A 21,354-nucleotide genomic window follows, 5' to 3' on the forward strand; every position below is an offset into this window, starting at 1 on the left:
CTTCCTGGCGATGAGTGTCATGGCGATGGCAGCGACAATGCCCACGGCCTGACATTCGAGCATCGCGTGCCCTGCCCGCTGCTGCAAGCCGCGCCACCAAAAAGGAATTTCGTGAATGACTGATGCCACCGATCCGCAAGCCGCGCCGGCACCTGTGCTCCCCGCGGGAGATGCCCCGACCACGGCACTGGTCAGCGCCTATCGCCTGGATGGCAAGGGCGGCGCCAGCCTGCTCGATGATGACAGCCTGCGCGAGCAATGGCAGGACCCCGAAGCGCTGATCTGGATGCACCTCGATTACACCCGCGGCGACGTCAATGACTACCTGGACGACCTTGCCCAGCTGGATGAGCCGAGCATCGAGGCCCTGACCGAGCTGGACACCCGCCCGCGCGTGGCGCGCTTCGGCGGAGGCATGGTCACCACGCTGCGCGGCATCAACCTCAATCCCGGCGCCGCGCCGGAGGACCTGCTGTCACTGCGCCTGTGGATGAGCCCGACCCGCCTGATCACCCTGCGCCGCCGGCCATTCCAGTCGATCACTCAGGTGCGAGAGCAACTGGAAGCCGGCCAGGGCGCGGAAAGCATCTCCTGGCTGCTGGCGATGCTCAGCGATGCGCTGGTCGATCGCGTGGCGGAGCTCAGCCATCGCCTCGATGAGCAGCTCGCCATCATCGAGGAAGACCAGCTCAATGATGTCGAGATCGACCCCGATGACATTACCCGCCTGCGGCGCCCCCTGATCACCCTGCGACGCTTCATGGGGCCGCAGCGCGACTGTCTGGCACAACTCTCCCAGGGGCCGTTGTGGATCGATGAACAGGCGCGTCTGGACCTGCGCGAGATCGCCAACCAGCTGTCGCGCTATGTGGAGGATTTCCAGGCCATGCAGGAGCGCGCGCTGATCATCCATGAACAGCGCATGAGCGAGCACAACGAGCAGCTCAACCAGCGCATGTATCTGCTGTCAGTCATCACCGCCGTCTTCCTGCCGCTGGGCTTTCTCACCGGCCTGCTGGGGGTCAACGTCGGCGGCATACCGGGCAGCGACAGCCAGTGGGGCTTCGCTGCCTTCGTCGGCATCACGCTGGGCGTGGTGGCGATGCAGATGTGGCTGCTCAAGCGCAAGAAGTGGTGGTGAACGAACCCATGGCGTAGCGGAGCTGCTTGCAAGCGCTACTTACAAGCGCTGCTTACGAGCCCTGCTCGCGGCTGGCGCGGTCGATATGGCCCAGATCGCGCTCAGGATCGAGCACATCACGCACGCGCTGCTTGAGGTCACGACTGTAGGGGAAGCCGCCGTCGCGCTTGCGCTCCCACAGTACCAGCCACTCCGAATCAGGAGTGGCCTGGCACAGCACCTCGAAATGGCCGCCGTGACTCGGCGCCAAGGCCACCTCACCGAGGTCTTCTCCGAAGGTGGACAGCAGTTCCTGTGCATACCAGGCCGCTCGCAACAGCCAGTTGCAGCCGGTGCAGTAGTGAATCCGGACTTTCAGCGTGGATGCCTGATCCATGGTGGTGCCTACTCCAATCAATGATGTAATGATCACTTCACTGCACTGTCGCGCAATGGTCAACACCAAAAACCTACACACAAACTATACATAAACTATACTCGGCGCAGTCATTCCTTCAGTTGACGTCGCACTGCGATCGATCCTTCTTCAACCGGCGACACGGGCGTGATCTGCATCACGACTTCCCGTACATGACGCCGATAGCGGAGCCCTGGCCACATGTCACCCCTGTCTTCCTCTACCGAGGCCTCCTCACCGTCAGACGCTCAAGACCGCGAGACTGAGCGGGAGTCTGCAGACAAAGCCCACGAGAGGCCGTCGGGCAGCGGTCAGAGTCGCTTCTTCGAGCGCATGACCGGCGATGAAGATTCGCGCATGTGCAAGGACATCTCCGAGGATGCCTGCCACCAGCAACCCGGCAATTTCTGGCGTCACCTGCTGGCCTCGCTGGGCACCAAGCTGGCCGACGAGATGGCCAGTGCGCGGCTGGTGCTGCCGTGGCTATTGGGGTTGATCGGGGCGCCGGTGTGGATGGTGGGGCTGCTGGTGCCGATTCGCGAGGCGGGCGCCCTGCTGCCTCAGCTGCTGGTGGCAGGCTTCATTCGCCCACTGCCGCAACGCAAGTGGGTGTGGGTCGCCGGGGCCTCCATCCAGGCCTTGATGGCACTGGGGCTGGTGATGATCAGCCTGCTTGCCGAGGGCAACTTCGCCGCGCGTCACGGGCTTGATGGCACCCTCGCGGGCAGCCTGGTTCTGATCCTGTTGATCCTGCTGTCGCTCGGGCGCGGGGTGGCCTCCATCGCCACCAAGGACGTGCTGGGCAAGACCATCGCCAAGAAGCGCCGCGGGCGCCTGATGGGCTGGAGCGGCAGTGTGGCGGGGGCGATGACCCTGCTGGCCGGTGTCGCCTTGATGCTGCTGGGCGAGCAGCCCGGGCAGCAGGTGCTGGCGATACTGATGGCCATCGCGGCGCTGGGCTGGACACTCAATGCCCTGTGCGCCGCCATGATCCGCGAGGACAGCGGTGCCACCAGCGGCGGCGCCAATGCCTGGGAAACAGTGCGCGACGGGGTCATCCAGCTCAAGCATGACGCCGCCTTCCGCAACTTCAATCTGGCACGCGCCCTGCTGCTCTCAAGCGCGCTGGCACTGCCCTATATCGCTTTGCTCGGCCAGCAGCAGAGCGGTGAGAGCCTGGGCGGACTGGGCGTGCTGGTGGTGGTGTCAGGACTGGCCGGCATGCTGGCCAGCCCCATCTGGGGCAGGCTGGCCGACACCTCCAGCCGCCGCGTGATGCGCAACGCAGGGGCCGGCGCTGCCGTCTGCTGCGCCCTGGCCGGCAGCATGGCCTGGTGGCCACAGGCGCTGGCCGACAATATCTGGAGCTACGCGCTGGTCTACGGACTGCTGGTGATCGCCCACGCCGGTATCCGCCTGGGACGCAAGACCTACGTGGTCGATCTCGCCACCTCTGACAATCGCGCCCTCTACGTCGCACTCTCCAACACCCTGACCGGCGTGCTGATGCTGGTACTGGGGCTATTGATCGGCGGGCTCGCCCAGTGGCTGGGCAGTGAATGGTTGCTGATGATTCTGGCGGTCGTCGCGGCCTGTGCCGCGCTCTGCGCACAGCGCCTGCCGGAGGTGGAGGACGACTGAGCATGCCGGGGCAGGCGTGACGGCTCCCCTGTTACCCCTGCACCCCTCTCTCACTCTTATTTATCTGATCGACTCTTACGCTGACAAGACCTGACAACGATGTCGGGCCCTGTCACATTAGCGGCTGCGATTGCATAAGCCGCGTCTCCCCGCCATAGTGAAACCGATCATGGTGCTGGAATGTCCGGGCACACGGACAGGCACCCTATACCCGTACTCTCGGGCTCGGTCTTCATGGCCGGGTTCTTAAGCCGCAAGGATCAGAGTCAGATGAAAAGACCCCACATGATCAGCCCCGAGCTGCTCGAGAGAGTCGTGAATGCCTCGGACGATGGCATCGTGGTGGCGGAACAGGAAGGCGATGAGAACATCCTGATCTACGTGAATCAGGGCTTCGAGCGCCTCACCGGTTACAGCGCCGACGAGATTCTCTACCGCGATTGCCGCTTCCTGCAGAATGATGACCGCGATCAGCCGCAGCTGGACAACATCCGTGCCGCGCTGCGCGACAAGCGCCCGTGCCGCGAGATACTTCGCAACTATCGCAAGGATGGCAGCCTGTTCTGGAATGAACTTTCCATGACACCGGTCTTCGATGAGCATGACAACCTGCAGTATTTCGTTGGTGTCCAGAAGGATGTCACCGGCCTGATGACCGCCAAGGAAGAGCTGGAACGCCTGCGCGCGGAGCACCCCGGCGAGTCCAACTGAGCGCCGGACGCTCAAGGCCGCTGAGTGAAGAACGGTCACTGAAGAGCAGTCACTGAAGATCAGGCACCGCATTGCGCCCACAACGACAACGCCCACCCCACCGGTGGGCGTTGTCGTTGTGGGCCTCTCGCCTTTGGCAGTTGGCGAAAGCCCTGTCGGGCTGAGCGAAAGGCTTGTCATCCTCGTCAACGGGCGGTATATAGCCAGAGAGCCTTCGGCGCATCGCCGCTGGCGGTGCCCGATATCACAGGCCAGTCCAGGCGCTGGATATCGGGTAGGTCGTTCCAAGATCGTGAGGTCCGCCCATGGCCCGTGAACAATTCCTCGATGATATCGATGCCACGGCACTCGCCGAAGACAGCCCCACCGATGTGGACTTCGAGCTGTCGCCTTCCAGCGCACCTGCCAAGCCACAACGCAATGACTCCCGCCAACGCCTTGAAGCCCTGCTCGAGGAGCGCGCCCTGGCTCGCTCCATCCGCGAAGGCTGGGACGATGAAGCCGACGACGATGATCTGATCGACGCCAGTGACTGGGGCGAAGAGGAGTAAGCTCGCCTTCAGCGGCGTGCAGGGGAAGGGATGCCAGGGAGCGGACAGGCCATGGAAGGGGTCGACGTCAGGACAGGGAATGTCATGCAGTGAGTCGCCGCGCTCGCCTGGCACAGGCTGCCCGGCTGGCCAAGCGTGACGCCGGGCACTATCATCTGCGCGTCATTCCATTCTCCAACCAAATTGGGATTCCATGGCGCAATACGTCTATACCATGAACCGGGTGGGCAAGGTCGTTCCCCCGAAGCGCGAGATTCTCAAGGACATCTCGCTGTCCTTCTTCCCGGGTGCCAAGATCGGTGTGCTCGGTCTCAACGGCTCGGGCAAGTCCTCGCTGCTGCGCATCATGGCCGGCGTCGATCAGGACTACAACGGCGAAGCACGTCCCATGCCGGGTCTGAATGTCGGCTACCTTCCCCAGGAGCCGGAACTGGATGATTCCAAGAACGTGCGCGAGTGCGTGGAAGAATCCCTGGCCCACATCAAGAACGCCCAGACCGAACTTGATGAAGTCTATGCCGCCTACGCCGAGCCGGACGCCGATTTCGACGCCCTCGCCGCGCGTCAGGCCAAGCTGGAAGACCTGATCCAGGCCTCTGACGCCCACAACCTCGAGCGCAAGCTGGAAGTGGCCGCCGAAGCACTGCGCCTGCCGCCGTGGGATGCCAATGTCGGCGTGCTGTCCGGTGGTGAGCGCCGCCGTGTCGCACTGTGCCGTCTGCTGCTCTCGAGCCCGGACATGCTGCTGCTCGACGAGCCGACCAACCACCTGGACGCCGAATCCGTCGCCTGGCTGGAACGCTTCCTGCACGACTACGCCGGCACCGTGGTCGCCATCACCCACGACCGCTACTTCCTCGACAACGTCGCTGGCTGGATTCTCGAGCTGGACCGTGGCCAGGGCATCCCCTTCGAAGGCAACTATTCCTCGTGGCTCGAGCAGAAGGACGCTCGCCTGCAGCAGGAAGCCAAGCAGGAAGCCTCGCGCAACAAGGCCATTCAGCAGGAGCTCGAGTGGGTTCGTCAGAATCCCAAGGGCCGTCAGGCCAAGAGCAAGGCGCGTCTCAACCGCTTCGAGGAAATGCAGTCCGGTGATTTCCAGAAGCGCAACGAGACCAACGAGATCTACATTCCGCCGGGACCACGCCTGGGCGACAAGGTCATCGAGCTGCACAACGTCACCAAGCGTTTCGACGACAAGCTGCTGTTCGATGATCTGTCCTTCACCATTCCCCAGGGTGCCATCGTCGGTATCGTCGGCGGCAACGGTGCGGGCAAGTCCACGCTGTTCAAGCTGGTGACCGGCAAGGACACCCCGGACAGCGGCGAAGTCGTGCTGGGCGAGACCGTCAAGGTCGCCTACGTCGAGCAGCTGCGTGATGGTCTGGAAGACAATCAGACCGTCTGGGAAGCTGTCTCCGGCGGTCAGGACATGCTCAACATCAATGGCCATGAAGTCTCGTCGCGCGCCTATGTCGGCCGCTTCAACTTCAAGGGCACTGACCAGCAGAAGCGTCTGTCTGATCTGTCCGGTGGTGAGCGTGGCCGTCTGCAGCTGGCCCAGACCCTGAAGCAGGCTGCCAACGTGCTGCTGCTGGATGAGCCGTCCAACGACCTGGACATCGAGACCCTGCGTGCACTGGAAGAAGCCCTGCTGGCCTTCCCGGGCTGCGCGATGGTCATCTCGCACGACCGCTGGTTCCTGGATCGCATCGCGACCCACATCCTCGCCTACGAGGGTGACTCCAACGTGGTGTTCTTCGAAGGCAGCTATACCGAGTACGAAGCGGACTATCACGCGCGTGTCGGCAACGATGCTCCCAAACGCATGAAGTACAAGCGTATCGACGCCTGATGAGCCGGCGGGGTCAGCCACGCTGATCGACGCAAGCCGCTAGACGCCCTCACCGGTCCCCCGGTGGGGGCGTCTTGCCATCGGGCCCTGCTGTTCGTTCTAGTCTGTCTGTTCCAGTTCGTCCGCTCTGTCTGCCCTGTTCGGTTCTGCCCGCTCTGCCTGCCCTGTTCGGTTCTGCCCGCTCTGTACACCTTGTTCAGCACTACTGTTCTGCTGCTTTCCTCCCCTCCTCACCCCCTGAACCCTCCTGCCAGCACGTCATGCTGACTTGCAGTACTCGGCGCGAGCCGTCATAACAGGAGATTGCCAATCCATCCGTTCGGGAATCGTCTATGAATCGCTGGCTACAGCAACCCCTCATGTGGCTGCGAACCTGGACCACCAGCATCGCCTATCTCCCCAGCATGCTGGCCATGGTCTATACCCTGCTGGGACTGATCTCGGTGATGCCCTCCGGGCTGCCGGACCCTTCCTCGCTGCCGAATAGCGACTTTTTCGAAGCACTGACCTTCAAGCAACATGACACCCCGCGCACTCTGCTGGCGGCGCTAGTCGGCGGCCTGATCTCGCTGATGGTCTTCAGTTTCACCATGGTGATGAGCGTGCTCACCCAGGCCGGCGCGCAGTTCTCCCACAAGCTGCTGCTGGGCCTGGTGACCGAGCGTCATCATCAGCTGGTACTCGGCCACTACCTGGGCAGCCTGCTGTTCCTGCTGGTCAACCTGATGGTGCCCAATACGGGCGACTCCCCAACCCTGTGGCGCTCGCTGGCGGTCTATCTGGGCGTGCTGATGATGGTCAATTGCCTGGGGATGTTCGTCTACTTCATCCATCAGGTATCCCAGTCGGTGCAGATCAATGCCGTCGCGCGGCGCCTGTCCGGACGCACCCGCCTCTCGCTGGAGCGCCTGCGTCAGCGCAATCGTGACGATGGCTTCTGCGAGCGCGAGGTCAGCCGTGACGACGACCAGTGCCAGCTGCTGCGGGCACGACGGCGCGGCTACATCCAGCAGGTCGACTTCTCGGCGCTGCGCCAGCTGGCCATCAAGCATGACATGGTGGTGCATCTGGATTTCGCGCTGGGCGCCTTCATCGTCAGCGGCATGCCCTTGATGCGCATCGAGTGGCCCAACGGCCTGCCAGAGGGCGCGACGGCGGGGGAAGAACTCGATGAAGAGCAGCAGGCCGAGTTGATCAAGAATCTGCGTGCCGCGCTTGGCTATCTGGATGGGGAGTCCGTCGAGGACCTGCACGAGCATGGCCTGACCCAGTTGATGGAAGTTGCCATCAAGGCGCTGTCGCCCGGCATCAATGACCCCGGCACGGCACGGCTGTGCATGCACCAGCTGACGGAGCTGCTCAGCGAGCGCATGTCGGTTCCGCTGTGCAATTGTTGCGTGGATGATCACAAGGCCGTGCGCGTCAGCTGGCAGATGGAGTCCTTCGCAAGCCTCCTCTACCGCTCCATCACGCCGATTCTGCATTATGGCCGTGATGACCTCTCGATCTGTCTGGCCCTGCTGGAGCTGTTGAAGACCCTGTCCCTGATGGGCGCGCAGTACGGCCATCTGGTGCTGCTGCAACAGCATGCCGACAAGGTGGTGGAGGCGATTCTCGCCCAGGCCGAATTCGAGGTGGATCGTCGCTTCATCGAACACGGCCTGCAGGCCGGTCACCATCGTCTGAACCTGCCCAGCCCTCAGTGGTGAAAAGGCCAGCGCCTGAACGAGCAACGCCCGCGACGGTCGATCACCGTCGCGGGCGTTGCTGTCTCTGACTCGTACTATCTCAAAGTCGTGCTATCCGATCACGTGACGGCTTGCGGACTGTTGCCGTCAGTCTGACCCGTGGCAGGGAATCAGAGCCTCACGGCTTGCGGCGGCTCTTGAAGAAGGACACCAGGAACAGCACCAGGAAGATCACGAACAGGACCTTGGCGATGGTCGCTGCGGTGCCGGCGATGCCGCCGAAGCCCAGTACGGCGGCAATGACAGCGACGATCAGAAAGATGATGGCGTAGTTGAGCATGTCAATTCCTTATGCATGTGAGAATTGTCGCAGCGGAGTCAGCCCCTGACGGATGACGCCTCAGGCGCACTCCAGGGTGCTGAAAGCGGCGATCAGGAAGTGTGTCAGCCACCTGACTCGTTATTGCCAAGATGGTAATAAACTAAAGCTTTGTCAACATGATGTCGCACTTGAGTAAAAGAATTTGCCTCAGCCCTTCTGATGGGTTGAAAGCCTGCCCCGTCATCCGCACGTCTTGTCATAGGCACACGATGGGCGGCACTCGGTTGACCGCACGCATGCAGCTCGGGCAGGTGATGTTGCTTGTCGGGTGCCGCTTTACACAGCAAAGACCCCCGTACGGCGAGATGCCGAACGGGGGTCTTTGCTGTGTGCATCACTCGCGTCATCCCCCTGACAGCGGCGGATGATCGATGCCAGGGGTGTCGGTCGCTACAGCGCGGCGATCAAGGCCTCGGCGTAGGCGACGAGATCGGGCTCGCTCATCACCTCGACGCGGTTCAATCCACTATCTAGGCTCGCCGGCTGGCCGTGGCGAACCAGCAAGGTGCGCGGATAGCCCGCACCGCCGATGCGCTCACTCAGCTGTGCATGAGCATCGCTGAGATAGACCCCACGGGTCTGCTGCACGCATAAGGTCACCAGTGGCAGACCGCCACGGGCAAGCGCCGCCTCGAAGGCAGGCAATGCCGGACGCTGACGCTCGGTGCAATCCGGGCACCATTCCGCGACCTGATTGAGCACGAAGGTATCGCCAGCGGCCAGCCGCGCTTCCACCTCGGCCAGGGTGACGTGAGAAGAGATGTCGTTGCTCATGGTTCACCTCAGTACAGGGACGGATCGGTTTTCTCGGGACGTGTCTTGAAGCGACGGTGCAGCCACAGATACTGCTCGGGATGCTTGCGGATCGCCCCTTCGATGAAGGCGTTGATGCGCGTGGCATCGGCGACGTCATCGCCACTCGGGAAGTTGTCCAGCGCCGGCAGATACTCCAGCGTATAGGTACGATTGTCCGGATTGCGGTGGAACATCAAGGGCATCACCGGCGCGCCCGTCATGCGGGCGATCTTGGCCGTCAACTTGATGGAGGCGGCATCGATGCCGAAGAACGGCGCGAACACGCTGACCTCGCGGCCGAAGTCCTGATCCGGTGAATACCACACGCCATGGCCGCTCTTGATGCGACGCACCACGCCCCGCAGGTCGTGACGATCGATGGCGATCCCGAAGATGCGATTGCGCGCACGGGTCATGAAGCGCTCGAACAGCGGGTTGTCGTGGGGGCGATAGACGACATCGGCCGGGAAGAACAGCGAGTGCAGTGCGCCGCCCAGATCCAGGGTCGAGAAGTGGATGCCCACGATGAGCGCCCCCTTGCCCTGGGCCATGGCGCGCTCCATGTGCTCCTGCCCCTTGAAGGTCACGCGATCACGCATGTGCTCAGGATCACGACACCAGCCGGTGGCCGTCTCGAAGATACCGATGCCGTTGGCGTGGAAGGTCTTGCGCACCTGACGCGCGCGCTCCGCCTCGCTCCACTCGGGAAAGCACAGCTTGAGGTTGGTGTCGGTGATATGACGACGACGCTTGCCGAAGCGCCATGCCAGCTCACCAAGGCCACGCCCCAGCCACAACTTGGCGCACCAGGGCAGATAGGCCGAAGCCTTCATGGCACCGATGCCCAGCCAGGTCAGCCAGTAGCGGGGGTGTGCAAAACTCTCGGGATAGCTCTTCTTGGCCATGACTCTCTCGTTCGACGGGCAACGGCGGCCATTGTAGACCGCGCGAGCCTTGCCGTCAGGTCAGGCGTGCGTATCCAGCGGCTGAGCGCTGGCCAACTGCGCGACACCCTTGTCGTCCGCCACACTGCCAACGCCGCCATGATAGTGTCTGGGCACGCGCGGCAGCAGCCCCGTCAGCAGCGTATAGCTGATGGTGTCGCAGCTGGCGGCGACGCGATTGACCTCAAGCCCCTCGCCCCACAGCACCACACGTGAACCGACACCCGCCTCGGGCAGGTCCGTGATATCCACCGTCAGCATGTCCATCGACACCTTGCCGGCCAGCACCGTTTCCTGACCATCCACCAGCACTGGCGTGCCATCCACGGCGTGGCGGTCATAGCCATCACCATAGCCGCAGGCGACGACACCGATACGCGTCGGACGCGTGGCCACGAAGCGCCCCGAGTACCCTACCGGCTCGCCGATGGCGATCTCACGCACGGCGATGATGGCCGAAGACAGCGTCATCACAGGCTTCAGGCGCCGACTGGCATCATTGGCGCCTTCCAGCGGGTCTGCTCCGTAGAGCATGATTCCCGGGCGGTTCCAGGCCGCATGCGTCTCTGGCCAGGCAAGCGTCGCCGGTGAGTTGGCCAGACACAGCGGCAGCTCTGCCTCGGCCGCCAGGGCTGTCACTGCGGCCATCTGCTGCTGGAAGTAGTCCGGTGTCAGGCTGTCGGCGCTGGCGAAGTGCGTCATCAGGTGTAGATCACGCGCCTTGCCACACGCCTCGAGGCGCGCCTTGGCGTCCAGCACCTGCTCGGCCGTGAAGCCGAGACGATGCATCCCTGAGTCGAACTTGATCCAGCAGGACAAGGGCTGCGCAAGCTCACTCTGTTCGAGGGCCGCCAACTGCCATTCACTGTGGATGGCGCACCAGAAGTCATGCTCGGCCGCCAGGGCGTACTCCGCGGCCTCGAACACCCCCTCAAGCAGCACGATCGGATGAGAGATGCCGCCCGCCCGCAGCGCCAGCGCCTCCTCTATCGTGGCCACCGCAAAGGCGGGGGCGAGATCCGCCAGTGCCTGCGCGCACGCCACCGCACCATGCCCGTAGGCGTCCGCCTTGATCACGGCCAGGGCGCGAGAATGCGGCGCCAGCTCGCAGGCCAGCTGATAGTTGTGACGCAGTGCATCGAGATCAATATCAGCGCGCAGTGGGCGGGACATGTGGGGACTCCAGGGTGATAGGTGAAAATGACAGACAGCAGAGCAAGCCCCTCAATTATTTTCCATCATCGCCGTCAGGTCACGCTGAAAACCACCAAACTTTCCCCAAATTACCGATAGAAACCACTGCCTGTTAAAAAACACGCAGGATTTTCGTCCGAAACAACCGCAAAACCGCTTACCTCCAGGCCGCGCTGCCCTTGCGCGCTGCTTTTTCGGCACCTTGGTGTCTGGCCATCACTTGCCTGTTGAACACATGCCTGACGATCAGTGGCCTGACCCACTGATGCCCTCAAACGCATGCCCCAAAACGCATACACCCCCGCAGGCAGGGCCTGCGGGGGTGTATGCAGCACGTGGCGATAGCCAGAGCGGGACGATCAGGGCGTCGCGTTTTCCAGCTCGTCGGAGCTCTCATCATTCAGCACCAGGGACACCTGACGATCTGCCTTGAGGCTCTCGTTGAGGTCACGCACGCTGTTGATATCGATGATACCTGCCGCCTGACGCAGGTTGAGCAGGTCGAGCACATAGGTGTAACGCGAAGAGGCGTAGTCCGCCAGCGCCTGATACAGGGCCTGCTCGGCGTCCAGCACGTCGACGATGTTACGGGTGCCGACTTCATAACCGGAGCGAGTCGCTTCCAGTGCACTGCGGCTGGAGACGATCGCCTGCTTGCGCGCCTTGACGGTCAGGACGTCGCTGCGCACCTGGCTGTAGAGCGAGCGCACGCTTTGGGTAGTGGAGCGCTGCTGATCGAGCAGGTCGTACTGGCTCTGCTCGAGCAGATGGGTGCTCTGACGCACCTGGGCGGAGGTGCGGCCACCGGTATAGATCGGCAGGGAGGCCTGGATACCGATCTGGTTGTATTCCTGATACCCCCCGGCAGTATCGATGTCGGTTTCATCGTAGGAGTAGGTCGCGAAGGCGCCAACTTCCGGCAGGTGGCCTGCGCGGGAGGTCTTCACATCGCCTCTGGCGACGTCGACACCCTTCTGGGCAGCACCGATCAGCGGGTTGTTGGACAATGCCATCTCGACCCACTTGCCGCGGCTGGCCGGCACCGGCGCTTCGATCGCCAGATCTTCTTCCAGACCATCGATGGAATCGTACTGCTGGCCCGTCAGTTGCTGCAGGGCCTCGAAGCTGACCTGAAGATCGGCTTCGGCCGCGATGCGCTGGGCACGCGCGTCATCGAATGATGCCTTGGCTTCCTGCACATCCGTGATCGCGATCAGACCGACCTCGAACTGCTGATTGGCCTGGTCCAGCTGGCGGGAGAAGGCCTTTTCCTGGGCGATACGCGCATCGAGCACATCGCGATTGTTCAGGATGGTGAAATAGGCAGACGCCACATCATAGAGCAGCTGCTGCTGATCGGAATCCAGCAGCAGTTTCTGCTGACGGGTGGTGTCCTTGCTGGTCGCGAGCTCATACCAGTCGGCGGCATCGAACAGCTGCTGGTTCACGTTGACCACGATATTGCTGTCGGTGTAATCGCCTTCGGTGCCGCTCTGGGAATTGCCGGTGACATCGGTACGCGACACGGTTCCCGTGGCAGTGATCTGGGGCAGCAGGTCAGAAAGCTCGATACGCTCATTGTCCTCGACGCTCTGATAGAGCGAGCGAGAGGAGGACAGGCTGGCGTTGTGGGTCAATGCATCACGCGTGATGTCGAGCAGATTGGCAGCCTGAGCCTGGGTCGCAAAACCCATCGCCAGCACCAGTGGCAGTATGCGAATGTTGGCCATGTATGCGTTGTTCCTGATCAGTGACAGTCGTGACCTGCATGGCGCCTCGAAAGCACCAGGACAAGGTAAAAGGTAGCTCACACATCGGCTGGACTACTGCCTCAGCCCTGCTCAAGCGGGTCGTGGAAAAAGTGGCCTTAGTCTAATCGTCGCTCTTTTGGGCGTCCAGTTAGTTGGCTAACTTTGTTGCACGATACAGCGTTTCCAAATTGACAACAGTGTCATGGGACATCCTGTACTCGAGCGCAGTGCGTCAGAATGCCCCCACTCTGCCAGAATAATGATGACACAATATGAAAACGGCCCGCTCGAATCACGAGCGGGCCGTTGTCACTGGCAACCTGCATCAGGGTATCGACAGCCATGACGACTGTGCCCGCGCATCATTCAAAGATGGATTCGAGCGTCAGCCCCTGCTTCTCGAGCATGCGCCGCAGCTTCTTGAGCGCCTCGACCTGGATCTGACGCACCCGCTCACGCGTCAGACCGATCTCCTCGCCCACTTCCTCCAGCGTCGCGGCTTCATGACCGCGCAGCCCGAAGCGGCGCACCACCACTTCCATCTGCTTCTCGGTCAGTTCCGCCAGCCACTCATCGACATGCGCCTTGACGTCGACATCCACCAGGCTGGACTCCGGACTGGTGTCATTCTCGTCGGCGATGGTCTCGATCAGTGGCTTGTCGCTCTCGCCACCCATCGGATAGTCGACGGATGACACGCGCTCATTGAGCCCCAGCATCTTCTTGACGGTATCGACCGGCTTGTCGAGGAAGTCGGCAATCTCCTCCGCGGTGGCCTCGTGATCCAGTTTCTGGGTCAGCTGGCGCGCGGCACGCAGGTAGATGTTGAGTTCCTTGACGACGTGAATCGGCAGACGAATGGTGCGCGTCTGATTCATCAGCGCCCGCTCGATGGTCTGGCGAATCCACCAGGTGGCGTAGGTCGAGAAACGGAAGCCGCGCTCGGGGTCGAACTTCTCCACCGCGCGGATCAGCCCCAGATTGCCCTCCTCGATCAGGTCGAGCAGCGACAGACCACGATTCAGATAGCGCCGCGCGATCTTGACCACCAGACGCAGGTTGGACTCGATCATGCGCTGGCGACCGGCGGGGTCGCCCGCCTGTGCCAGACGCCCGAAGTAGACTTCCTCCTCGGGCTTGAGCAACGGGGAAAAACCAATCTCGTTGAGGTAGATCTGGGTCGCATCCAGGCTTTGGTAGTGCTTGCGCTCTTCACGATTCAAGGCGCGTTCGAATGCCGCCTCTTCCGCTTCTGCCTCAAGCGTATCGTCGTCCTCCTCGACATCCTCAAGGGACAACTCAACCTCAGCCTGATCGATATCCTTTTCCAGCATGCTCATGTCGATACCCCGTTGTCTCTGGTCTGGTGCCAGGAACTTGTTGTTGTGGCAGCGGTGGGAATCAGCGTTTAGGCAGGAATTTCAGTGGGTCCTTGGGCTGCCCATCCTCGCGAATCTCGAAGTGCAGCTGCGCACGTTCAGCGTCAGTGGCTCCCAGAGTGGCGATGACCTGTCCGGCGTCGATCACATCGTTCTCTGATACACGCAGAGTGTCGTTGTGGGCGTAGGCGCTCAGATAGCGGTCGTTGTGCTTGAGAATGATGAGGTTACCGTAACCACGTACTCCGCTTCCGGCGTAGACCACGATTCCCGGCCCTGCTGCCTTGACAGGTTGCCCCTTTTGACCAGCGATATCAATGCCGCCGGTGACACTCTCGGACTCGCCGAACTTGCCGATGATCTCGCCTTGCGTAGGCCACTGCCAGTCAACGTTTTTTACTGGGACATAGGTCTTCTTGGCCGGTGCAGCCTTGGCGGTTTCGCCAGCAACGTTGGTGCCCTTTTCAACCTTGGCAGCCTCATTTTTCACGCTAGCGGCCGCTTTCTCACGCTCTGCTGCGGCGGCAGCGGCGGCTTGCTCGGCCTTTTCCTTGGCAGCCTTGCGCGCTTCGGCCTGGGCGGCGGCCGCACTGGCAGCTGCCTCGCTGGCCGTCTGACTGGCTGTCTGACTGGCCGAGCTACTGGCCTGCTCAGCACTGCTGCTGGCCTGCTCTGCGCTGTCATTGGCTGAGTTGCGCGCCGTCTCGGCGAGTGCCTCTTCACTGCCTTCCTGGTAGACAGGCCCCAGCCCGGCAGCCGCCGCGGCGCCGGTGGCGGCCGATGACACGCCACCCGAGCCGGTCGTCAGCGACTGGGCCTGGCTGGTGCGCTGTTGCTGCTGAGCCATGGCGGATTCATCCGGCGCCAGCCAGTCAGGCAGTTCGCTGCCGCCGGCGATCGAGCTGTCGCTGCCCCCGCCCATCGGCGTGGCAACGACGCCACCGCTCGAGGCGACGCTCGTGCCGGAAGCGCCCGCCGCACTGGCCGGCAGCTGGGTGTTGGGGTCCAGTCGCAGCGTCTGCCCCGGCTGCAGGGTGTAGGGCGGATTCAAGCCGTTCATGCGCGCCACATCCCGGAAATCCTGGCCACTCTGCCAGGAGATGCCATACAGGGTGTCACCGCGCTGAACGGTATAGGTGTCGGAGGTGATACGCGCATTGCCGGCGTTGAGGTCCTGCACCTGCGGGCGAGTGGTCGCCGTGCTGCAGGCTGTCAGCGCACCCAGCGCCAGACCTGCCAACGTCAGTTTGATTCCCTTGTCCATCCTGTCACGCATGTTCCTGCTCCTTGCGGGAATTGCTGGAGTCGTCATCCGGGCCGGAGCGCTCTCCGGCAAACCAGACAAGCAATACGCCGGCCAGCATCAGGGCGAGTGCCGCCCACAGCTGGGCAGGCTCACCGGTCACACTGGTATAGGTATCCGGCATCATGAAGTGGTAATCCAGCGGAACCTGTTCACCCTTGGGTCCCAGACGATAATCGGTGATGGTGCGCCACGGCCACAATACCGGCAGCGAGCCGAGAATGAAGCCCGTCAGCAGCATCAGTGTCGCGGTGTGATGATGACGAAACAACCACGACAACAAACGCGAGAAGGTGAACAGCCCGATGGCGCAGCCGCTGCCGAACAGTACGATCAGTTGCAGATCGAAGCTCTTGATGCCAGTCATCACCGTGCCGTAGAGGCCCATGGTCAGCAACAGGAAGCTGCCGGAAACGCCCGGCAGCAGCATGGCACTGATGGCGATGGCGCCGCCGACCACCAGCACCCAGGAGGCATCGGTGGCGGCAGGCAACAGGCTGGGCAACTTGCTGGCCAGCACCAGCCCCAGCGCCAACCACACCAGATAGCCCATCCGGAAGGTGGTGATACGCCGCGCGACCACCACCCCGGAGCACACCACCAGCCCGAAGAAGAAGGCATTGAGCAGCAGCGGCTGCTCGTCCATCAGCCAGGTCACCAGATGCGCCACGCTGATCAGGCTGGCGAAGATGCCAGCGACCAGCGGCAGCAGAAAGGCCAGATTCAAATGCTGCCACAGCGCCTTGAAGCCCTGCTCACGCCATACGCCGATGGCGGAGGGGCCGAAGCGCTTGATGGACTCGATCAATTCTTCATAGATGCCGGTCACGAAGGCAATCGTGCCGCCTGATACCCCGGGCACGGCATCCGCCGCCCCCATGCCAGCGCCCTTGAAGAACACGCTCAAAGCTCGTTTCACCTGATCACTCCCTCGAGCAACGGCACGAAGCGCACAGCCTCGAACCGCTGAATATCCTGAGTGTCGCCGACGTGGCGCACTCGTGTCAGCCACTGACGATCACTGTCGTCCTCGGCCAATGGCACGATCATCACCCCCTGCGGGGCCAACTGCTTCAACAACGCCTGCGGCAGATGCGGTGCGCAGGCGGTCACCACGATCAGATCAAATGCCGAGTCATCGTCCTGCCAGCCATGCCCACCATCGGCATGGCGCAACTCGACATTGTCGAGCCCGAACCAGCCAAGGCGTTGAACGGCCCTGGCGTGCAGCACGGCGATGCGCTCGAGCGAAGACACCCGAGCGAACAGACGCGCCAGCAGCAATGTCTGATAGCCCGAACCGGTGCCGACCTCCAGCACCCGACACTCCTCGCGCGGGCGCGGCGCTTGCGCCAGGGCAAGCTCGGTCATGCGGGCATGCATGTAAGGCTGGGACAGGGTCTGCCCCTGCCCCAGCGGCAGCGCGGTATCTTCATAGGCACGGTGCGCCAGCGCCTCATCGAGAAACAGATGACGCGGCTCACTGGCCATCAGCTCCAGCACCCGCTCATCGCGAATGCCGGCATCCTCCAGGCGCGCCACCATGCGGTCTCGCGTGCGCTGGGACGTCATGCCGATACCGCTCAGCTGCGCCGTGTCCGGTCGCCTGAGATGCAAGGGCCCGGCGATTCCCGCTGCGCTGTCTGACTGCGCAAGCGGGAAAGCGTTCTGATACACGTCCTTCATGGTCTTGATTCATATCCTTCGAACGAGGACTTCACAGCGAAATCTTGAGCCTTGGCTGGCGCTACGTCGCTCAGGCCAGCGCCTCGAGCCACTGCGCCACATCGTGACGCGCCCCGTGGGAGGTGAGATCCGTCATCAACGGCGTGATGGACACATAGCCCGCCGCGATGGCGGCGAAGTCGGTGTCATCGCCATCATCGATGCCATCGCCGGCCAGCGCGATCCAGTAGCGGGTGCGGCCACGCGGGTCCTTGACCTCGATCGGGGCGCCCGCCGGGCCACGGTGGCCCTGACGCGTGACGCGAAAGCCGCGAATCTCGCTCCACGGCACATCCGGTACATTGACGTTGAGCAGCGAGCGCGGCGGCAATGCCAGGGTCTCGGCCGCGCCGACGAGGCTCGCCGCCACGCGTCCAGCGGTCTCGAAGTGGGTCTTGCCGCACAGTGACATCGCGATCGCCGACATGCCCAGCGAGCGCCCTTCCATCGCCGCCGCCACGGTGCCGGAATACAGCACGTCATCGCCCAGGTTGGCGCCATGGTTGATACCGGAAATCACGATGTCAGGCTTCTCGTCCCAGACGCCATTGACGCCCAGATAGACACAATCCGCGGGCGTGCCGTCGACGCTGTAGAAGCCGTTCTCCATCGCGGACAGCAGCAACGGCCGACTCAGCGTCAGCGAGTTGCTGGCCCCTGAGCGATCACGGTCCGGCGCGACCACACGAATGCGTGCCTGCCCGGCCAGCGCGTCATGCAGCGCCTTGAGCCCCGGAGCGTGCACGCCATCATCATTGGAAAGCAGAATCCTGCGCATCATCTCACTCCTTTGCGAATCATCGGATAGTCGTCATGTCGCCTGGCGGCACTACAGCAGCGGGTGGGCGATCAGCTCACGCAGCAGGCCCGTCGCGAAGCTGCCGCGCGGCAGATCGAAGTGCAGCCAGATGCTGGCCTCGCTGCCTTCGGCGAGCGCCTGCTCTGGCGTGATGTCCCACTCCAGACGCGGCTTGCCGGGCATCAGGCGCAACGGACGACGCTCCGCCTTGACGCCGGCCTTCTCGAGCCCCTCGCACAGCTGCGGCCAACGCGTGGCCAGGACCTGCTCGAGTTGGGCGACCTGAGCATGAGTCTCCGCACGTCCGGTGCCCCACAGCGGGCCAGTGGGATGAATATCGCCACTCGCCAGGCGCTGCGCCAGCGTCTCGGCCGGCTCGCTGCCATCGGTGACGAAGCGCGAGCCCGTCCCGTTGAGCGCAAACACCTCACCTCTCAACGCCGTCGCCCAGCAATGCGCCTTGAGGCGCGCAGCCAGCACCTCGTTGAACAGGAAGCTGCGCGCGGTCGACAGCAGCATGCCGCTGCGGTCATCACGCTTGCGCCAGCCACGCACCAGCACGGCACGTGCCCGGCCGAGATTATGTCCCTGATGGCCGAAGCGCTGCGGCCCGAAATAGTTGGGCACGCCATCACACATCAGCGTCTGCCAGCGTGCCTCGAACTCAGGGTGTGCAACGGCCTCACCGCTGAGACGCAGCGCGAAGCGGTTGCCGCGATGCACGCCACGCTTGAGCTTGCGCGGATGACGCACGCTGGCCAGCACGCGGACGCCCTTCTCGGCCAGCGCATCGCTGAGATCCTGCGGCGCTTCACGCCCCGGCAACCACACGGATATCCACTGCTGGGTGATCGCCTGCTTGTCCTTGAGACCGGCCACGCCGATATCACGCGGCGCGACCTCACACAGGCTGGCCAGTTCACGGCACAGGTCATCGGTGGTCAGGCCGCGTTTCTCGACCCACAGCCACTGATGCTCGCCGTGGCCTTCGGGCACGAAGTCCATCAGCTCGGTGACCCGGAAGTCCTCCGGCGTGTGGCGGAAGTCGCCGGCACCCAGCGGGCCGCCATGCGCATGCGGCCAGCGCTGCATCAATTCGGCTTCCTTGACCCACGCCTCGCTGCCCGCGGCGTCCAGCGCTGTCAGCGCCTCGGCAAACAGCGCATCCGCCTCGGGCGACTCAGGCATGTCATTCACTTCAGACATGCTCGGCTCCGCCCGCGGTCGGCAGCGCGCCCAGCAGCACCACCGCCTCGGCGGCGATGCCTTCCTTGCGACCCGTGAAGCCGAGCCGCTCGGTGGTGGTGGCCTTGACGTTGACGACCGCCAGCGGCACGCGCAGGTCTTCAGCGATCACTTCCCGCATCGCCTGGATGTGCGGCGCCATCTTCGGCGCCTGCGCCATCACGGTGAGATCGACATTGCCGACCCCGAAACCGGCGGCATTGACCAGCCCGATCACGTGGCGCAGCAGGCCACGGCTATCGGCGCCGGACCACTCGCTGTCGGTGTCCGGGAAATGCTTGCCGATATCGCCCATGCCACAGGCGCCGAGCAGCGCATCGCACAGCGCATGCAGCAGCACGTCACCGTCAGAATGCGCCACGAAACCATGTTCATAGGCGATATTCACGCCACCGATCATCAGGTGATCGCCATCGCCGAAGCGATGCACATCGAAGCCGTGGCCGATGCGCAGGGCCATCGGCACATGGCCAGCCTGCGGGGAAGAGGTCGCGGATGGCGCAGAGGAAGTGGCAGCAGCGGGTGTTGCAGATTGCTCAGTCATGTCAGGCAGACGTCCGGGGGCTATCGGGAAGCGCCTCGCGCGCGGCCAGCAGCAGGCGCGCCATGGCGAGGTCTTCCGGATGGGTGATCTTGAGATTGTCGCGGGCGGCGGCGACCAGCACAGGGGCACGGCCACAGGCCTCCAGTGCCGAGGCCTCGTCCGTGATGAGCGCGGGGTTCTCCCCTAGCGCTTCACGCAGCGCCCGTCGCAACAGGCCCAGCGGGAAGGCCTGCGGCGTGAAGGCATGCCACAGGCCGACGCGGGATTCGGTGTGCGCGATGCTCGGCGCACGCTCTTCATCGCCACCGCCACCGCCATGCGGGCGGGAGTCGCCGGCCGGCGCGGCGCGCTTCATGGTGTCGCTGGCAGGGGCCGCGAGGATGGCGCCATCGGCACTGCGGCGAGCGGTCGCGACCAGCGCATGGATATCGGCTTCGCGAACGCAGGGACGCGCGACATCGTGCACCAGCACGAGGTCATCATCATGGGCGTGGCGGCTCAGGCAATCCAGGCCTGCCAGCACGCTGTCGGCACGCTCGCTGCCGCCATCGGCGCGCAGCCAGTCCTGCCACGGCACCATCGACGGCGAGAAATAGCCATCATCGGCGCCCAGCACCAGACAGAGTCCTGCCTCGGGCAGCGCGCGCTTGAGTGTCGCCAGCGTCGCCTCCAGCACGCAGCCGCCGGGCGACAGCTCCAGATACTGCTTGGGGCGGTCGGCCTGCATGCGACTGCCTACGCCGGCGGCCGGCACCAGATACCACAGACGGGGCTCGCGCGAGGCGTCTGTCGGCATCATGGCGTGATCACCTTGGGCAGCCCGCCTTCCAGGCCCTTGCCCTCCAGCGCACCGTCCGCCACTTCATCGGGCGATGGCGCCTTGCGTTCCGGCACCGCGACATTGGGTACCCACAGGAACTGCTCGTCCTTGCGCACCATGCCGAGGTCATTGCGTGCACGCTCCTCGATGGCCGCCAGACCATTCTTGAGGTCGACCACTTCCGCACCGAGCCGCTGATTGCGGTTGTCCAGCACCGCATCTTCCTTGGAAAGCTGCTGCACGCGTGCGCGAATATCGAATAATTCGGTGATGCCATTTTCGCCCCACCACAGCCGATACTGGAGCAGTGCCAGCAGCAGCAGCAGTGAGATATTGATCCATTTGAGCATGGCGATGTCCTTGGCCGTTGCAGCGCGCATTATGCCATCATCCGGGAGCGTGACGCAGGCACTGCCAGCATCCGTTGCCACGCTTGACGCACCCCTGTCGATCAGGGCCACCTGATGACAGCGCCCTCTCCCCCTTCTG

The 21,354-nt window shown here is 63.4% G+C and carries 21 protein-coding genes; 6 read left to right on the top strand and 15 right to left on the bottom strand.

What is annotated here, in order from left to right; genetic code table 11:
* Positions 1 to 115 precede the first annotated feature (115 nt).
* The gene (locus R2R70_RS08405; protein WP_107336207.1) at positions 116 to 1,141 is read left to right on the top strand and encodes a zinc transporter ZntB; all 1,026 of its coding nucleotides are present in this window, start codon (positions 116 to 118) and stop codon (positions 1,139 to 1,141) included.
* A gap of 52 nt (positions 1,142 to 1,193) precedes the next feature.
* Here the strand turns inward: R2R70_RS08405 and R2R70_RS08410 are convergent, their stop codons facing one another.
* The gene (locus R2R70_RS08410; RefSeq protein ID WP_410977799.1) at positions 1,194 to 1,517 is read right to left on the bottom strand and encodes a SelT/SelW/SelH family protein; all 324 of its coding nucleotides are present in this window, start codon (positions 1,515 to 1,517) and stop codon (positions 1,194 to 1,196) included.
* Positions 1,518 to 1,871: 354 nt separating this feature from the next.
* Between R2R70_RS08410 and R2R70_RS08415 the strand changes: the two genes are divergently transcribed.
* The 5 genes from R2R70_RS08415 to R2R70_RS08435 all read left to right on the top strand — a co-directional run bounded on the left by R2R70_RS08415 (position 1,872) and on the right by R2R70_RS08435 (position 8,005).
* Positions 1,872 to 3,179, top strand: a complete 1,308-nt coding sequence (locus R2R70_RS08415) for an MFS transporter (protein ID WP_348471494.1) — start codon at positions 1,872 to 1,874, stop codon at positions 3,177 to 3,179.
* 270 nt (positions 3,180 to 3,449) lie between these two features.
* On the top strand, positions 3,450 to 3,890 hold the full coding sequence (locus R2R70_RS08420; protein ID WP_131432555.1) for a PAS domain-containing protein: 441 nt from the start codon (positions 3,450 to 3,452) through the stop codon (positions 3,888 to 3,890).
* 305 nt (positions 3,891 to 4,195) lie between these two features.
* Positions 4,196 to 4,441, top strand: a complete 246-nt coding sequence (locus tag R2R70_RS08425) for a PA3496 family putative envelope integrity protein (protein ID WP_043331391.1) — start codon at positions 4,196 to 4,198, stop codon at positions 4,439 to 4,441.
* Between the two features lie 193 nt (positions 4,442 to 4,634).
* Positions 4,635 to 6,296, top strand: coding sequence for an energy-dependent translational throttle protein EttA (gene ettA, locus R2R70_RS08430; protein ID WP_166018833.1), 1,662 nt, complete (start codon positions 4,635 to 4,637; stop codon positions 6,294 to 6,296).
* A gap of 332 nt (positions 6,297 to 6,628) precedes the next feature.
* On the top strand, positions 6,629 to 8,005 hold the full coding sequence (locus R2R70_RS08435; protein WP_107336204.1) for a DUF2254 domain-containing protein: 1,377 nt from the start codon (positions 6,629 to 6,631) through the stop codon (positions 8,003 to 8,005).
* Between the two features lie 157 nt (positions 8,006 to 8,162).
* Here R2R70_RS08435 and R2R70_RS08440 read toward each other — a convergent pair whose 3' ends face one another.
* The 14 genes from R2R70_RS08440 to ftsB all read right to left on the bottom strand — a co-directional run bounded on the left by R2R70_RS08440 (position 8,163) and on the right by ftsB (position 21,245).
* Complete coding sequence (locus R2R70_RS08440; protein ID WP_043331394.1) at positions 8,163 to 8,324, bottom strand: DUF1328 domain-containing protein; 162 nt, start codon at positions 8,322 to 8,324, stop codon at positions 8,163 to 8,165.
* Between the two features lie 432 nt (positions 8,325 to 8,756).
* On the bottom strand, positions 8,757 to 9,140 hold the full coding sequence (locus R2R70_RS08445; RefSeq protein WP_043331395.1) for a TlpA family protein disulfide reductase: 384 nt from the start codon (positions 9,138 to 9,140) through the stop codon (positions 8,757 to 8,759).
* An 8-nt stretch (positions 9,141 to 9,148) separates the two neighbouring features.
* Positions 9,149 to 10,066 carry an LpxL/LpxP family Kdo(2)-lipid IV(A) lauroyl/palmitoleoyl acyltransferase gene (gene lpxL / locus R2R70_RS08450; RefSeq protein ID WP_054555555.1) on the bottom strand — a complete coding sequence of 306 codons (918 nt, stop codon included), beginning with the start codon at positions 10,064 to 10,066 and terminating at the stop codon, positions 9,149 to 9,151.
* A 60-nt stretch (positions 10,067 to 10,126) separates the two neighbouring features.
* The gene (gene alr, locus R2R70_RS08455) at positions 10,127 to 11,278 is read right to left on the bottom strand and encodes an alanine racemase (RefSeq protein ID WP_248377019.1); all 1,152 of its coding nucleotides are present in this window, start codon (positions 11,276 to 11,278) and stop codon (positions 10,127 to 10,129) included.
* A gap of 380 nt (positions 11,279 to 11,658) precedes the next feature.
* Complete coding sequence (locus tag R2R70_RS08460) at positions 11,659 to 13,029, bottom strand: TolC family outer membrane protein (protein WP_410977800.1); 1,371 nt, start codon at positions 13,027 to 13,029, stop codon at positions 11,659 to 11,661.
* Between the two features lie 383 nt (positions 13,030 to 13,412).
* Positions 13,413 to 14,390: an RNA polymerase sigma factor RpoS gene (gene rpoS / locus R2R70_RS08465; RefSeq protein ID WP_043331399.1), complete on the bottom strand. Its 978-nt coding sequence runs from the start codon at positions 14,388 to 14,390 to the stop codon at positions 13,413 to 13,415.
* A 61-nt stretch (positions 14,391 to 14,451) separates the two neighbouring features.
* Positions 14,452 to 15,705 carry a peptidoglycan DD-metalloendopeptidase family protein gene (locus R2R70_RS08470; RefSeq protein ID WP_410977801.1) on the bottom strand — a complete coding sequence of 418 codons (1,254 nt, stop codon included), beginning with the start codon at positions 15,703 to 15,705 and terminating at the stop codon, positions 14,452 to 14,454.
* On the bottom strand, positions 15,698 to 16,651 hold the full coding sequence (locus R2R70_RS08475) for a DUF368 domain-containing protein (protein ID WP_410977802.1): 954 nt from the start codon (positions 16,649 to 16,651) through the stop codon (positions 15,698 to 15,700). The genes R2R70_RS08470 and R2R70_RS08475 overlap by 8 nt, the downstream gene beginning before the upstream one ends.
* On the bottom strand, positions 16,648 to 17,304 hold the full coding sequence (locus tag R2R70_RS08480) for a protein-L-isoaspartate(D-aspartate) O-methyltransferase (RefSeq protein WP_234368298.1): 657 nt from the start codon (positions 17,302 to 17,304) through the stop codon (positions 16,648 to 16,650). Before R2R70_RS08480 ends, R2R70_RS08475 begins: the two co-directional genes overlap by 4 nt.
* Positions 17,305 to 17,488: 184 nt before the next feature.
* The gene (gene surE / locus R2R70_RS08485; protein ID WP_107336784.1) at positions 17,489 to 18,235 is read right to left on the bottom strand and encodes a 5'/3'-nucleotidase SurE; all 747 of its coding nucleotides are present in this window, start codon (positions 18,233 to 18,235) and stop codon (positions 17,489 to 17,491) included.
* Positions 18,236 to 18,286: 51 nt separating this feature from the next.
* On the bottom strand, positions 18,287 to 19,462 hold the full coding sequence (gene truD / locus R2R70_RS08490; protein WP_410977803.1) for a tRNA pseudouridine(13) synthase TruD: 1,176 nt from the start codon (positions 19,460 to 19,462) through the stop codon (positions 18,287 to 18,289).
* Positions 19,455 to 19,955: a 2-C-methyl-D-erythritol 2,4-cyclodiphosphate synthase gene (gene ispF / locus R2R70_RS08495; protein WP_410977884.1), complete on the bottom strand. Its 501-nt coding sequence runs from the start codon at positions 19,953 to 19,955 to the stop codon at positions 19,455 to 19,457. Before ispF ends, truD begins: the two co-directional genes overlap by 8 nt.
* A gap of 91 nt (positions 19,956 to 20,046) precedes the next feature.
* Complete coding sequence (locus tag R2R70_RS08500) at positions 20,047 to 20,844, bottom strand: 2-C-methyl-D-erythritol 4-phosphate cytidylyltransferase (RefSeq protein ID WP_410977804.1); 798 nt, start codon at positions 20,842 to 20,844, stop codon at positions 20,047 to 20,049.
* Positions 20,841 to 21,245: a cell division protein FtsB gene (gene ftsB, locus R2R70_RS08505; protein ID WP_225347115.1), complete on the bottom strand. Its 405-nt coding sequence runs from the start codon at positions 21,243 to 21,245 to the stop codon at positions 20,841 to 20,843. Before ftsB ends, R2R70_RS08500 begins: the two co-directional genes overlap by 4 nt.
* Positions 21,246 to 21,354 lie beyond the last annotated feature (109 nt).

Source organism: Cobetia sp. SIMBA_158 (assembly GCF_046566945.1).
Classification (GTDB): Bacteria; Pseudomonadota; Gammaproteobacteria; order Pseudomonadales; family Halomonadaceae; genus Cobetia; species Cobetia amphilecti.

Excerpts from the sequence above, each read along its gene's own strand:
- R2R70_RS08405 (WP_107336207.1), top strand. The coding sequence starts at position 116 with ATGACTGATGCCACCGATCCGCAAGCCGCGCCGGCACCTGTGCTCCCC.
- R2R70_RS08410 (WP_410977799.1), bottom strand. The coding sequence starts at position 1,517 with ATGGATCAGGCATCCACGCTGAAAGTCCGGATTCACTACTGCACCGGC.
- R2R70_RS08415 (WP_348471494.1), top strand. The coding sequence starts at position 1,872 with ATGACCGGCGATGAAGATTCGCGCATGTGCAAGGACATCTCCGAGGAT.
- R2R70_RS08420 (WP_131432555.1), top strand. The coding sequence starts at position 3,450 with ATGAAAAGACCCCACATGATCAGCCCCGAGCTGCTCGAGAGAGTCGTG.
- R2R70_RS08425 (WP_043331391.1), top strand. The coding sequence starts at position 4,196 with ATGGCCCGTGAACAATTCCTCGATGATATCGATGCCACGGCACTCGCC.
- ettA (WP_166018833.1), top strand. The coding sequence starts at position 4,635 with ATGGCGCAATACGTCTATACCATGAACCGGGTGGGCAAGGTCGTTCCC.
- R2R70_RS08435 (WP_107336204.1), top strand. The coding sequence starts at position 6,629 with ATGAATCGCTGGCTACAGCAACCCCTCATGTGGCTGCGAACCTGGACC.
- R2R70_RS08440 (WP_043331394.1), bottom strand. The coding sequence starts at position 8,324 with ATGCTCAACTACGCCATCATCTTTCTGATCGTCGCTGTCATTGCCGCC.
- R2R70_RS08445 (WP_043331395.1), bottom strand. The coding sequence starts at position 9,140 with ATGAGCAACGACATCTCTTCTCACGTCACCCTGGCCGAGGTGGAAGCG.
- lpxL (WP_054555555.1), bottom strand. The coding sequence starts at position 10,066 with ATGGCCAAGAAGAGCTATCCCGAGAGTTTTGCACACCCCCGCTACTGG.
- alr (WP_248377019.1), bottom strand. The coding sequence starts at position 11,278 with ATGTCCCGCCCACTGCGCGCTGATATTGATCTCGATGCACTGCGTCAC.
- R2R70_RS08460 (WP_410977800.1), bottom strand. The coding sequence starts at position 13,029 with ATGGCCAACATTCGCATACTGCCACTGGTGCTGGCGATGGGTTTTGCG.
- rpoS (WP_043331399.1), bottom strand. The coding sequence starts at position 14,390 with ATGAGCATGCTGGAAAAGGATATCGATCAGGCTGAGGTTGAGTTGTCC.
- R2R70_RS08470 (WP_410977801.1), bottom strand. The coding sequence starts at position 15,705 with ATGCGTGACAGGATGGACAAGGGAATCAAACTGACGTTGGCAGGTCTG.
- R2R70_RS08480 (WP_234368298.1), bottom strand. The coding sequence starts at position 17,304 with ATGACGTCCCAGCGCACGCGAGACCGCATGGTGGCGCGCCTGGAGGAT.
- surE (WP_107336784.1), bottom strand. The coding sequence starts at position 18,235 with ATGCGCAGGATTCTGCTTTCCAATGATGATGGCGTGCACGCTCCGGGG.
- truD (WP_410977803.1), bottom strand. The coding sequence starts at position 19,462 with ATGTCTGAAGTGAATGACATGCCTGAGTCGCCCGAGGCGGATGCGCTG.
- R2R70_RS08500 (WP_410977804.1), bottom strand. The coding sequence starts at position 20,844 with ATGATGCCGACAGACGCCTCGCGCGAGCCCCGTCTGTGGTATCTGGTG.
- ftsB (WP_225347115.1), bottom strand. The coding sequence starts at position 21,245 with ATGCGCGCTGCAACGGCCAAGGACATCGCCATGCTCAAATGGATCAAT.